General features: G+C 42.7%; 11 protein-coding genes. 2 read left to right on the forward strand and 9 right to left on the reverse strand.

What is annotated here, in order from left to right; all coding sequences use genetic code 11:
• Positions 1–7: 7 nt before the first annotated feature.
• The 4 genes from KFK88_RS07895 to KFK88_RS11925 all read right to left on the reverse strand — a co-directional run bounded on the left by KFK88_RS07895 (position 8) and on the right by KFK88_RS11925 (position 5,374).
• A complete protein-coding gene (locus tag KFK88_RS07895; protein WP_223578379.1) occupies positions 8–1,252 on the reverse strand; it encodes a type II secretion system F family protein in 1,245 nt (414 codons plus the stop codon).
• 91 nt (positions 1,253–1,343) lie between these two features.
• Positions 1,344–3,056 (reverse strand): type IV-A pilus assembly ATPase PilB, encoded by a 1,713-nt coding sequence (gene pilB, locus KFK88_RS07900; RefSeq protein WP_223578380.1) that lies wholly within the window; start codon positions 3,054–3,056, stop codon positions 1,344–1,346.
• Between the two features lie 72 nt (positions 3,057–3,128).
• A complete protein-coding gene (locus KFK88_RS07905) occupies positions 3,129–4,865 on the reverse strand; it encodes a PglL family O-oligosaccharyltransferase (RefSeq protein WP_223578381.1) in 1,737 nt (578 codons plus the stop codon).
• 68 nt (positions 4,866–4,933) lie between these two features.
• On the reverse strand, positions 4,934–5,374 hold the full coding sequence (locus KFK88_RS11925; protein ID WP_263296390.1) for a pilin: 441 nt from the start codon (positions 5,372–5,374) through the stop codon (positions 4,934–4,936).
• Positions 5,375–5,904: 530 nt separating this feature from the next.
• Here KFK88_RS11925 and yacG point away from each other — a divergent pair.
• The gene (yacG, locus tag KFK88_RS07920) at positions 5,905–6,105 is read left to right on the forward strand and encodes a DNA gyrase inhibitor YacG (protein WP_223578382.1); all 201 of its coding nucleotides are present in this window, start codon (positions 5,905–5,907) and stop codon (positions 6,103–6,105) included.
• Here the strand turns inward: yacG and KFK88_RS07925 are convergent, their stop codons facing one another.
• The 3 genes from KFK88_RS07925 to KFK88_RS07935 form a co-directional block, all read right to left on the reverse strand.
• Entirely contained in the window at positions 6,106–6,483 is a 378-nt protein-coding gene (locus KFK88_RS07925; RefSeq protein WP_223578383.1) for an NUDIX domain-containing protein, read from the reverse strand.
• A gap of 5 nt (positions 6,484–6,488) precedes the next feature.
• Entirely contained in the window at positions 6,489–9,203 is a 2,715-nt protein-coding gene (secA, locus tag KFK88_RS07930) for a preprotein translocase subunit SecA (protein ID WP_223578385.1), read from the reverse strand.
• A 332-nt stretch (positions 9,204–9,535) separates the two neighbouring features.
• Positions 9,536–10,459, reverse strand: a complete 924-nt coding sequence (locus KFK88_RS07935) for a M23 family metallopeptidase (RefSeq protein WP_223578387.1) — start codon at positions 10,457–10,459, stop codon at positions 9,536–9,538.
• Positions 10,460–10,610: 151 nt separating this feature from the next.
• On the opposite strand from KFK88_RS07935, the gene KFK88_RS07940 reads away from it, so the two are divergent.
• Positions 10,611–10,928, forward strand: a complete 318-nt coding sequence (locus tag KFK88_RS07940) for a DciA family protein (protein ID WP_223578389.1) — start codon at positions 10,611–10,613, stop codon at positions 10,926–10,928.
• 40 nt (positions 10,929–10,968) lie between these two features.
• Here KFK88_RS07940 and lpxC read toward each other — a convergent pair whose 3' ends face one another.
• Positions 10,969–11,883, reverse strand: coding sequence for a UDP-3-O-acyl-N-acetylglucosamine deacetylase (gene lpxC / locus KFK88_RS07945; protein WP_223578391.1), 915 nt, complete (start codon positions 11,881–11,883; stop codon positions 10,969–10,971).
• Between the two features lie 355 nt (positions 11,884–12,238).
• The gene (gene ftsZ / locus KFK88_RS07950) at positions 12,239–13,408 is read right to left on the reverse strand and encodes a cell division protein FtsZ (protein ID WP_223578393.1); all 1,170 of its coding nucleotides are present in this window, start codon (positions 13,406–13,408) and stop codon (positions 12,239–12,241) included.
• Positions 13,409–13,432: the final 24 nt, after the last annotated feature.

Raw genomic sequence — 13,432 nt, forward strand, 5'->3', positions numbered from 1 at the left:
ACTAAGATTAGAATGCATCACCGAGTTTAAAGATTGGAAGATACATCGCAACAATAATTGTACCAACCAGACCACCAATGAATACAATAACGAATGGCTCAATCAAAGAGCTCAGACCGTCAACAGCATCATCAACCTCAGCTTCATAAATATCAGCCACTTTTGATAACATGGTGTCAACCGCACCTGACTCTTCACCAATTGCAACCATTTGGTTTACCATATTAGGGAATACTCCCGTAGACGTCATCGCCATATTTATTTGCAAACCGCTGGTAACATCTTCTTTAATCTTTAAAATCGCCTTTTTGTATACCGTATTACCTGAAGCGCCAGCAGCAGAGTCTAAAGCGTCCACAAGCGGTACACCGGCAGCAAAGGTCGTTGCCAAAGTTCGAGCATAACGGGCCACCGCTGCTTTTTGCACTAATGGTCCAAATATAGGAACTTTTAGTAAAAATCTATCTTTTGCCTCTCGAAATTGGGGGGAATGCTTGTTTGCTTGAACAAAACCGACCACAATTGCAATCAAGATCCCTAAATAGATATACCAATTGGCTTGTACATTTTCTGAAGCGCCAACAACCATTCCTGTTAATGCAGGTAAGTCCGCTCCCGCACCCGAGAACAGGTCTTTAAACATCGGTACCACGTAAATCAATAGTACGGCTGTTACCGCAAGCGATACCACAATAACCGCTGTCGGATACATCATTGCTTTTTTAATCTTGGATTTTAGAGCCTCAGATTTTTCTTTATAGGTCGCAATACGGTCCAGCATCTGCTCCAATGTACCTGACTGTTCACCAGCATGGATCAAGTCGCAGACCAGCTCATCGAAATATTTGGGATGGCCGCGAAGTGCCGTAGCGAAGGGATTACCTGCCTCAACGTCTTCCTTGATTTTCAGGACAAGCTCTTGAACACTAGCGTTTTCATGACCTTTACCAATGATATCGAACGACTGTACAAGTGGAACACCCGCTTTCATCATTGTCGCTAATTGTCGAAGGAAAACAGCAATATCAACAGGCTTAATCGGTTTTTTGCCACCACCTATAGAAGCAAATAAATCAGCATTAACGGCTTTTGGCGTGATCCCCTGCTTCCGCAGCGACGCCTTAACTTCGTCAGGACCAACTGCGGGCATTGAGCCCTTAACTTTCTGACCTTGCTTATTGACACCTTTCCACTGAAAAACTTTTTGTTTTTTTTGTTTGGTTGCTTTACGTTTTTTTACCGCAGTCGCCATGATGTGCTACCTTTCGCCCTTAGTCCTACCAATATAGCAAATAAAAGTTAATTGCCCCAATAAATACAACAACTACTTCGTAGTCTTGCCTTTAATCTTGAGTTACACGGTTTACTTCTTCTAAACTGGTGGCCCCTAATTTAATCTTATTAAGACCAGCTCTGCGCAGGTCTGGAATGTTTTCTTTTCTCGCCTGATCTGCGATATCAATTGCATTACCTCCTTCCATGATAATGCGCCCCATCGCATCTGAAACAGGCATAACTTGGAATAAGCCCACACGCCCTTTATAACCTAATGTACATTTATCGCAACCGACAGGTTCATAAACTGTGAGTTCGTTCAGCTCTTCTTGAAGGAAACCTTCCTCCAATAACGCTTCGTCAGGTAGTTCTGACGGCTTCTTGCAGTGTTCACATAAGCGTCTTGCCAGCCGCTGTGCTACTACGATATTCACAGTTGTAGCAATATTAAACGGTGCAACCCCCATATTGACGAGACGTGTCAATGTTTCTGGAGCCGAGTTTGTATGGAGCGTCGATAATACTAAGTGGCCTGTTTGGGATGCCTTAATTGCAATTTCAGCAGTTTCCAAGTCTCGAATTTCACCTACCAGTACAATATCGGGATCCTGACGTAAGAATGCTCTTAACGCTGAAGCAAACGTCAAACCAGCCTTTATATTAACGTTTACCTGGTTAACACCAGCTAAGTTGATTTCAACAGGATCTTCAGCGGTAGAAATATTTTTATGCTCATCATTAAGAATATTAACGCCGGTATAAAGTGTTACGGTTTTACCCGAGCCAGTAGGTCCTGTAACCAACACCATCCCTTGCGGTTTGTTAATGGCTTCCATGAAATACTTTTTCTGCTGTGCTTCAAAACCCAGCGCATCGACCCCTAACATCGCACTTGTAGGGTCAAGAATACGCATTACAATCTTTTCACCAAAAAGTGTCGGTAACGTATTCACACGAAAGTCGATAGCTTTTGTTTTTGATAATTTAAGTTTAACACGACCATCTTGCGGAACACGGCGCTCTGAAATATCAAGGTTTGAGAGTACTTTCAGACGGGCTGAGATTCTTGCAGAAAGCTGAATTGGAGGGCTCGCCACCTCATGCAAAAGACCGTCAATACGAAACCTTACACGATACTTCTTCTCGTAAGGCTCGAAGTGTAAATCCGATGCGCCTTTCCTGATCGCCTCAACCAGCATTTTCTTAACGAACTTAACTACTGGTGCATCATCTTTATCTGCACCAGCACCTACATCATCCGATTCTTCAGGATCAACCGCATCGAGATCAATGTTGTCTAAATCAGCGTCATCGAAGTCCGATAGGGACTCACTTTCCTTCTCGTCAATAAGCTTATTAACTAGAGAATCAAGCTTCGATGGTTCGACAAGGACAGCTTCGATGGAGCAGTTGGTTTGAAACCTAACCTCTTCTAAACTTTTTAAGTTAGTTGCGTCAGACACACCTACAAATAAACGTGTGCCCCGCTTATATAAAGGTAGAACGCGATGCTTTCGCATCATGTTTAGATCAATAATATCTTTCGGTAAGTTGTCAGGGTTTATTGAAGATGCATCAAAATAAGGGGCACCAAAGTTCACACCTTGGGCTTTTACAGCATCCGCACCTTTAATAGCACCAGAGCTCACAAGCCAGTCAATTAAACCAACTTTCTCTTCTTTCGCAAGCTTGATCGCTTCTTTAACTTTTTCTTTCTGGATCAAGCCTTCTGCTACAAGCATATGTGCCAAACCAGTTAAGCCTGTTTCTACTAATGCCATCAAATACTTCCTTGGGAGAGCTATATTAAATACATGAGTTTATATAGTTGATTAAATCAATACCAATGTCAATCAATCCGTATATAATGACTTTTTATATCCCTTTGACTCCATGTGTTTATAGAAGCTTTCCAGCCATCTTTTTATTCTACTTGAAGGGTAGTAATAACCTAATCTATCAGCAGTCTTAAAAGCCTCCTTTATTTGTCCAGTGTTTTCATAGGCATAAATTAAAGATATGTAATAATCTGATTTTGGTGCAAGCCTGATACTTTGAGTTGCCCATTCAATATAAGGTTGGCTTAGTTCTGCTTGACCACTTTTTATTCCAATCTGCGAAATACTAGCAAAATAAATATAGTTATAAGTGTTTTCCCAACCGATTTTCAAGTAAACATTTTGAATATCTGATACTTCCCTATTCTGGTCTTTTAAAAAAGCATTAAGCTTATTTAGCGACAGAATGTTCAAACTCAAAATAGTAAGAAAAAGAGAACCTAACAGCCCCCCGATAACTGGCATAAAACTTAGTTTTGAGGGGATGCAGTATATCACTTTCTGTTTAACGTTTTGCTTATCTTTGGTATATAGAAAGCAAACAAAAAGGATTGCCAGCACCACCAGATGTAAAGCTGACTGATAGAAAGGCATTTCAACCATAGAATGTAGAACGATAGGGAGTAAAACTCCAATTGAGCTGAAGAACCTAAGCCCCTTACCCCACAAAGCACTCACGCATATGCAAGCTAAACCCACCAAGGAAAGAGCGGCTGTTAAGCCACCCTCTAACCCCCACAAAAGCAACTCGTTATGCGGGTGCACTAAGTTCCCATGCCCACTTCCTTCAGGTAACTGGCCACTATGATACAGCTCAGCAAATTTTTCTAGAAAAACTCTTTGAAAACTTCCGAGTCCATGTCCAAATATCGGAGCATCGAGCATAGCTTGCAAGCTGGTAATATACATTCCTACTCTGGCGCCCCCATCAGCTAACTCTTTCTCTACTCGTCCAGTATGATTTAACAAAATTAGGGCTATAATTAACCCGGTAAATGCTGAAGCTAACCACAACAAGCATTTTACTTTATCTTTTTTCAGAGCATACGGCATCACAAAAATCACACCTAGAAGAGCTCCGAGGTATGCGGCCCTAGAGTTACTAAAAACTAAAGTAAAAACAGCTAAACTTGCAAGGGCTAAATGCCAAACATAGCTAACTCTTTCAAAGCTAGACTTGTCATGTTTATACCTTGAAAAGATGTATAAACTTAGCGCTAGCCCCGTTGCTAAAAAGCTTCCGAAAGTATTTCTTTGATTAAACACCCCTAAAGCTGCTGGGTCTATCATTAGTTGTTCATGGGTACTGTTAACCATTACCGCGTGAAAAGTTTGCGCCCCTCCCCAGAGTATTTCAACCGTTATGCAACATAATATTAGGATAATTAATCTATCCGGCTTAAGTCGAACTAAGTCAAACTGGATTATTCCAAGTATAAAAAACCAGGTTATTACAAGCCCGAGTGGCAGTAAGTAGCCTTCACTTACATAGTCTTTATTGGCAAATGCAAAAGGCAGAAGAGCTAGCAGTATAAATGCAGTTCCCTTCCACCAAAAATCAGGAATCACTATTTTCTTTTGTTTTGAGATAACGAAACAACTTAAACTTAGAGATACACCAACAAACATCCAAGTGAAATTGTTTTGCTGCAACCCTAACCCTACCACTCCATGACTAGTGTATAAAATATGACATACAAGCAAAAAAAACACACAAAAGGCTGCAAATACTATTTTATTTATTAATATCATAATTTTAGAGCTTCTAATCGTACACATAAAAAAAGCGAGCATAGGCTCGCTTTTTTTCTTAGTTAATATTAACGACAGCTGGCAGGTGCTAAACCACTATTTTCAAGAGTATTAGTACAGTTCCAACCAAAGATATCCGCACCAGAAGCTGCTGCGCCAGATGAGTCAACAGGGCTTAAAACGATAGTGCCGTTAGAACCATCACCAACTTCAGCATCATTGATCTCTACACTGATAACTCCACCAGCAGCAACAGTTAACGAGTCAACATATTGCGAACCACCTGAACATCCAGCACTTGTGGCTGATCCAGGTAGGGCGTTATTTGCTGCAGCGTATTCTGCCACAGATGTTTTACAAGCTCCAGCTGTTGCCATTGCTTCAGAGATCTTAGAACGCTTGATGTAATCTTGGTAAGCTGGAATAGCTACTGCAGCCAAGATACCTACGATCGCAACTACGATCATTAATTCGATCAGGGTGAAACCCGCTTGTTTTTTAGTTTGCATGAGACTCTCTCCTATACATTTTGCAAAAAATTAGTCACAAAATTTGCTCTCACAAGAATTTATTGTTTTACTAAGCGTTCCCTCAAGTGGTTGATTTGCTTAGTTGCACAAGCCGTTCAGTATTGAACGAATCCGTTTGAACAAATTCTGTAGTCAAATATAACTGTGGAATTCAAAGATAGCAACTAACGATTGTAAAATTTCTCGACACACCTATTAAAACAATGACTTAAGTCACATTTATATGCGAGCTTGCATCCTTTTTCTCGTATTTTAGTACAAAAAATCAACCAATTAGCGTTCAAATTGACACTTTTTGTCACTCTTACGGTTGAGTTTTTTATCGATATAAACTGCTTTAGGCCTTAAAAAAACCTTAACCTATTGTTTTATAAGAAACTTTATTAACTAAAAAGTTAGAGTCAGGGCGAGCACTTATTTTACAATGTCGTAAAATATTCATATTGGGTCGATTTCTTGTCCTAGAATCAGTATCCTCCCTAAATCAATAGCGTAAAACAAAATTACTCATGTCTGAAACAATGATCGTTAAGTGCCCGACCTGCTCAAAATCCGTAGCTTGGACTTCGAGCAATGACTTTAAACCGTTTTGTAGTAATCGTTGTAAACTGATCGATTTAGGAGAGTGGGCCAGCGAAGGACACAAAATTGCTGGTCAGCAAATGGATCCTCATACGGTTAGTGAGCTGGCGAAAGAGGAAAGTCAGTAGTTAGATTAACCCTAGAATGGCTTGATTTGCTTTTGGGAAATCGTAGTTATTTAGTGATGAAATGGGGCACCAAACCAGAGGTTGCCCTTCTTTTCCCATAGGAACACCCAGATAATCAGTAATTAAACAAACCTTCAACCGCACCGACTTATCAGTATATTGGTGCTCAATAATAGTGAGCGGTTCAATCCGTGTCGGGAATATGTCCAACTCCTCGAAGCACTCTCTTCTAAGCGCATTTTCGACTGACTCGTCATCTTCTATTTTACCACCGGGAAATTCCCACAGCCCGCCTTGATGCTGATGCTCGGCTCGTTTCGCAATAAGTATGCGGCCAGATATCTTGATGACAGCGACCGCTACATTGACTACCGACATTCTTATTAAGAAGCTTTACCGTGACAGTGTTTGAACTTTTTGCCTGAGCCACAAGGACACGGGTCGTTTCGTCCCACTTTAGGCTGCTCACGAACAAAGGTTTCTGCTTGACGCTGAGTTTGGCTGGCTTGGTCTTGCGGCATAGCAGACGCTGAATCATGCTGTGTATTCATTGTTGAGGCATCGCGCTGCTGTCGCTCCATAGCTTCAACTTCTTCAGGCATACGGAATTTCACTTTAGACAATACCGTCACAACATCATGCTTCAAGTTATCCAGTAAACCAGAGAACAATTCGAAAGCTTCTCGCTTATACTCTTGCTTCGGATTTTTCTGTGCGTAGCTACGCAAGTGAATACTTTGGCGCAAGTGGTCCATATTGCCCAGATGCTCTTTCCAGTGCATATCCAAATGCTGCAACATGACCTGCTTTTCAAGCTGACGCATCATCTTGGGTTCTGGTAAAGCCTCTTCCTTAGCTTGCATCGCTGACTGAATTTCTTGATAGATTTTCTCGCGAAGCTCTTCTTCAGCAAATTTATCATCGTCATCAAGCCACTTCTGGACCGGCAACTCAATGTCAAAATCTTGATCCAGTCGCTGCTCTAAGCCCTGTATGTCCCACATTTCCTCAATCGACTGTGGTGGAACATACTGACTGATGACGTCCTGTACCACGTCATAACGCATATCTTCTATCGTTTCATGGATATCATCCGATTCCATGAGTTCATTACGCTGTTCATAAATCACACGGCGCTGATCATTGGCCACATCATCATATTCAAGCAGATTTTTGCGCATATCAAAGTTACGTTGCTCAACTTTACGCTGGGCATTTTCAATCGCACGTGAGACCATTTTATGCTCAAGTGCTTCGCCTTCTTCCCAACCCAATCGCTGCATCATCATGCCCAAACGCTCTGAAGCAAAAATTCGCATCAAATCATCTTCTAGCGACAAGTAGAAACGGCTTAAGCCTGGATCGCCCTGACGGCCAGAACGGCCTCGCAGCTGGTTATCAATACGGCGTGACTCATGACGCTCTGTACCGATAATAGCCAAGCCACCCGCTTCTAATACGGCGTCATGGCGTTTCTGCCACTCTTCTTTAGCTTTCGCTATTTGTTCTTCACTTGGATTTTCACCTAACGCAGCAATATCCGCTTGCAAGTTACCACCAAGGACAATATCCGTACCACGCCCCGCCATATTGGTGGCAATGGTTACTGAGCCAGCGCGACCTGCTTGCGCGATAATGTCGGCTTCTTTCGCATGAAACTTTGCGTTGAGCACTTGGTGTTTGATTTTCGCTTTTTTCAAGGCACGCGAAATCAATTCCGAGGACTCAATCGATACCGTACCGACCAGGATCGGCTGCCCCTTCGCTTGCAGCTCTTTAATTTCTTCAATAATTGCCGCGTACTTTTCTTCTTTGCTTAAGTAAATTAGATCTGGCAAGTCCTGACGCTGCATAGGCTTATTGGTCGGAATAACGACCACTTCCAACCCATAAATCATATGCAGTTCTGTCGCTTCGGTATCAGCTGTACCCGTCATACCAGATAATTTGTTGTACAGTCGGAAGTAATTCTGGAAGGTAATCGAAGCTAACGTTTGGTTTTCATTTTGGATGTTAACGCCTTCTTTGGCTTCAATCGCTTGGTGAAGACCGTCTGACCAACGACGCCCTGGCATAGTACGGCCGGTATGCTCATCGACAATAATCACTTCATTGTCTTTAACCACGTAGTCGACATCTTTCTTAAATAGCTTGTGGGCGCGAAGCGCAGCATTCACATGGTGCAACAGCATGATACTGGCAGGGCTGTACAAGCTTTGACCTTCTGGAAGCAGACCTGTTTGACGTAACAATTCTTCTATACGTTCTTGGCCTCGCTCAGTAAGGTTCGCTTGCTTACCTTTCTCGTCGATGGTGTAGTCGCCAGTATCTTCTTCACCTTCCTGCGATTCATTTTCTTGCGCTTCAAGCTTAGGAATAAGCTGGTTTATCGCACGATACATTTCAGAGCTGTCTTCTGCTTGCCCTGAAATAATAAGCGGCGTACGGGCCTCATCAATTAAAATTGAGTCAACCTCATCAATAACAGCAAAGTTTAGTTCGCGCTGTACACGTTGCTCTTTCTCAAACGCCATATTGTCGCGCAAGTAATCAAAACCGTATTCGTTGTTGGTACCATAGGTAATATCTGAACCATAAGCTTCTTTCTTTTGCTCATGCGTTTGGCCAGAAAGAATGACGCCAACCGACATGCCCAAGAAATCATACACAGGCGCCATCCACTCAGCGTCACGCTGAGCTAGATAGTCGTTGACCGTAATGACGTGAACACCCTTACCGGTTAAGGCATTAAGATATACCGGTAAGGTTGCAACTAAGGTTTTACCCTCACCGGTACGCATCTCACCAATTTTCCCTTGGTGTAACGTCATGCCACCAATTAACTGAACGTCAAAGTGGCGCATACCCAATGTACGTTTACTAGCCTCACGAACAGCTGCAAAAGCTTCTGGAAGCAAGCTATCAAGAGTTTCCCCTTTTTCTAGGCGTTCTTTAAACTCAGCAGTCTTCGCTTTGACTTGCTCATCACTTAAAGACTCAAAATCCGCTTCAAGCTGGTTAATGCGCTCAACCTGCTTGCCCATGCGTTTGATTGTGCGTTGATTTCGACTGCCAAAAATTTTACTTAGAAAACTCATGCTATTGGTTCTTTTATCAGGTTATTAAACTATTGCTGACTATTTTTTAAGCGTCATGCCGGTATTGTTTGAGGCAACAATAGCTTAGGGAATTATCATTAAGCACTCGATTGTACCGATATTCTAGAAGCTGTAAATGTCTTATCGGCCATTTCGAGCAAGTATTTCCAACTAATGGGGGCTATGACGAAAGATTTCAATAGCAGGATGGCTATGTCCCCGAATCACAAATTTGAGAGTTAGGAGTCAGCAATATCACCTGCTTGAATAAGAAAAAACCGAGCCTGGGCTCGGTTTTAAATCAACTATTTAGAGAAGCTTAAATCTTTACGTTACGATTCCTTTAAGTAGCGCCAAGGGTTAACACGCTTACCGTTACGAGTAACTTCGTAATGGACATGGGGGCCGGTTGAACGACCAGTGCTACCGACTTTGGCAATCGTTTCGCCTTTTTCAACCAAGTCGCCTTTTTTCACTAAAACGGTTTTGTTGTGACCATAACGAGTCGTGTAGCCATCACCATGACTTACCTCAACAAAAATACCATAACCCGCTTTACGCTCTACAGTTGTTACCACGCCCGCCGCTGTCGCTACAACGTCTGAGCCTGCTAAAGCAGAAAAATCAATGCCAGCATGCCATGCACGCTTACCAGTGAAAGGATCAGCTCGGTACCCATAAGGTGACGATAACCATCCCGTATTAACAGGACGTCCTGTGATTTTCTGCTCTGCGCTAATGTTCTTATCGAGTAGCAATGACTCCAGTGCAAACAGCTGTTGTTCTTTAGCTTCAATCGAACTTTGAATTGTATCGAGTGATGATGCGACATCTTGATAAGTTGCTTTGTTCGCGTCTTCATCTTCTGTCGGGCCGCCCATCGCAGGAGCTGCCCCAAAGCCAAACTCATCAGTGATACCAGCTTCTTCCGCTAAACGCGCGCCAGCAGCATCTAAACGCAAGATATGAGCTTGCATCGAGGCTAAACGACTGGATAAAGCCTGAACCTTATCTTCAGACAGCTTTTTTGCACGCTCTAACTCTTCTTTTTGTTGAGAAAGCTCTGCCTGCCATTTATAAATAGCCGACTCACTAACCAAGTCTTGTTGAAGCACCCACTTAGTGGTGTAAAAAGTGGCAGCAATAACAGCTAGCAGAGTGAAAGCACTCAGCAACGCCGTCACAACCAATTTAGAACGTCCTAATTCCAAAGCCTTGATTCCTTTCTGATCACTTTTAATAATCGTAATACGCATAATCAACCAAAAGTTACTCAAGTCATCGAAATTGCAAAACGTGAAGGTTTACAAATTTTTGCGGTTTATACCGCCGTTTCGGATGACAAATTCAACTACGTCAGCATACAATAGTAGCTAACACCTAACTTAGCCCAGAAGCATAAAGCTTATGAAGCGTCCTTCCCGCGCCAAGTCCGTGGCCGACATTCTAGATACACCTGACGGTGTATTAAAAGGGCTGTTGAAACAATCCAACAACCTTAAGTCCATTAACGATAGCGTACAACAAATGCTACCCGACGAGCTAAAAGACCATTGCCAGGTCTCAGAGTTCAATCAGACTAGTCTTATCATTACTGCAGAAAATGCAGCTTGGAGTACACGTCTTCGTTATATTTCTTCAGAACTGTTAGCCAACCTAAGAAAGGCTGGCCACTATTCACTGGCTAATATTCAAATAAAAATAAAGCCAAGTCAATTCCGATAGTTAAAAAGTATTAAAACACCAGAAGTTATTTACGGTTAGTTTAAACCGAAAGAACTGGGTTCATTATGTATGAAATCGGTGCGGTTTTAGCATCTTCATAAGTCGCCAACTCCCAAGTAGACTCATCCGCCATTAGCGTACGAATCAACTGGTTGTTCAGTGCATGTCCTGACTTATAGCCAGTAAACGAACCAATTAAGCTGTGACCTAATAAGAATAAATCACCAATCGCATCAAGAATCTTATGCTTGACGAACTCATCGTCATAACGCAATCCATCTTCGTTCAGTACACGATAATCATCCATAACAATAGCGTTATCTTGACTACCACCTAACGCAAGATTGTTGGCACGAAGAAACTCAATATCCTTCATAAAACCAAACGTACGCGCACGGCTAACTTCTTTTACAAACGATGTTGTCGAAAAGTCTATAACTGATGTTTGGCTACTTTTCTTAAACACTGGGTGATCAAAATCAATTGTGAACGCGACCTTAAAACCATCAAATGGCTCAAATGTTGCTTTTTTATCACCGTCTTCGACAGTGACTTTCTTTTTAATTTTGATAAATTTCTTAGGTGCATTCTGCTCAGTTACTCCGGCAGACTGCAATAAAAATACAAACGGGCTCGCACTGCCGTCCATAATAGGGACTTCAGGTGCAGAGACATCAATGTATGCATTATCTAAACCAAGACCTGCCATCGCTGACAACAAGTGCTCAACGGTAGAGATACGCACTCCGTCTTTCACCAAACAGGTGGAAAGCGTGGTATCACCAACATTTTCAGGTTTAGCATCAATTTCTACAATCGGGTCAAGATCAACGCGACGGAACACAATCCCTGTATCCACTGGTGCTGGTCGTAGGGTTAAATACACTTTATCTCCAGTGTGCAAACCTACGCCAGTGGCGCGAATGGTTGTTTTCAACGTACGTTGTCGTATCATTCAGTGTTTTCTCCAACTTCTTGATATATCAAGAATTTAGGGTGGAAGATGTCGAAATTTTAGCGCATGTTACCACAATATTTCTATTGTTTGAACAATTTTTGAACGTTTTTTGAACATTTGTTTGAATTCGCATCTTCCGCACAAATTCCCACATTATCCCTAATTTTATCATCACACCCTTAATCGGCACTGAATGCAGAGCAAGGCGAGTTAAGGAGGCTCGAAGGGATTGCCTCCTTAATCTCTATGAACGCGAGTGTTGCGTTTAGTTTCATTAAATCAGAACACGACACCTCTAACGTCTTGCATGTATTACTCCATTACCTTGTTCATCGGTTCAAAATACTACCGGTTAGTCCGCTTGCTTTCTCAGGAACGCCGGAATATCAAGAAAGTTATCAACATCACTTCCAACCGCCATTTTTTGTGTCCTTTCAGACTCGTCAACACCAGCCTGCTTTCGAGCGGCAGGTGGAACGTCAAGCTTATTGAAGTCCAGCTCACCACTTGGCTTACGAACATCCTTCTCTTTGTTATCAGCAACTAAACGCATGCCTGCCTCTTGGCCTAAGCCTGTTGCAACAACGGTCACGCGCATTTCATCGCCCATTGAATCATCAATAGCTGTACCAACAACCACAATAGCATCTTCGTGAGCTATATCTTCGATGACTTCACACACTTCCGAGAATTCGTCGATAGTGAACTCTTCGTTTGCAGTGACGTTAACCAAAATACCGCGAGCACCTGACAGGTCTACATCTTCTAGCAATGGACTCGCAACCGCCATATCCGCAGCCACTTGTGCACGGCCTTCACCTGATGCAATACCAGTACCCATCATCGCTTGGCCTTGCTCTGCCATAACGGTACGAACGTCCGCAAAGTCAACGTTGATTAAGCCAGGGCATGTAATTAACTCAGCGATACCTTGTACTGCGCCATGCAATACAGAGTTTGCTGATGCAAAAGCTTCAGTTAAACGTAGGCCAGCGAATTGAGATACTAGCTTATCATTTGGGATGATGATTAATGAATCAACCACGTTACGCAACTCATCAATACCGGCTTCCGCTAGCTTCATGCGCTTTTTGCGCTCAAACTTAAACGGCTTAGTCACCACTGCAACGGTCAAGATACCCATCTCTTTGGCAATCTCAGCAATCACTGGCGCAGCTCCTGTACCGGTACCACCGCCCATACCAGCCGTAATAAAGACCATGTCAGAGCCTTGTAGCACTTCCATTAGTCTTTCGCGATCTTCAAGCGCAGCTTGGCGGCCCACATCAGGGTTAGCGCCCGCGCCGAGACCGCGAGTAATGTTTTGACCAATTTGGATGGTCGTTTTTGCCGTTGAAGATTCCAACGCCTGAGCATCCGTATTGGCACAAATAAATTCAACACCATCAATGTTGGCTTTCACCATGTGCTCAACGGCGTTACCACCGCCGCCACCAACACCAACGACCTTTATCACTGCACTGTTCTGGCAGCTATCTACGAGTTCAAACATATTAGGCATAACTATATCCCCTTCGATTGTTTA

This window comes from Kangiella taiwanensis (genome assembly GCF_020005165.1).
GTDB lineage: Bacteria > Pseudomonadota > Gammaproteobacteria > Enterobacterales > Kangiellaceae > Kangiella > Kangiella taiwanensis.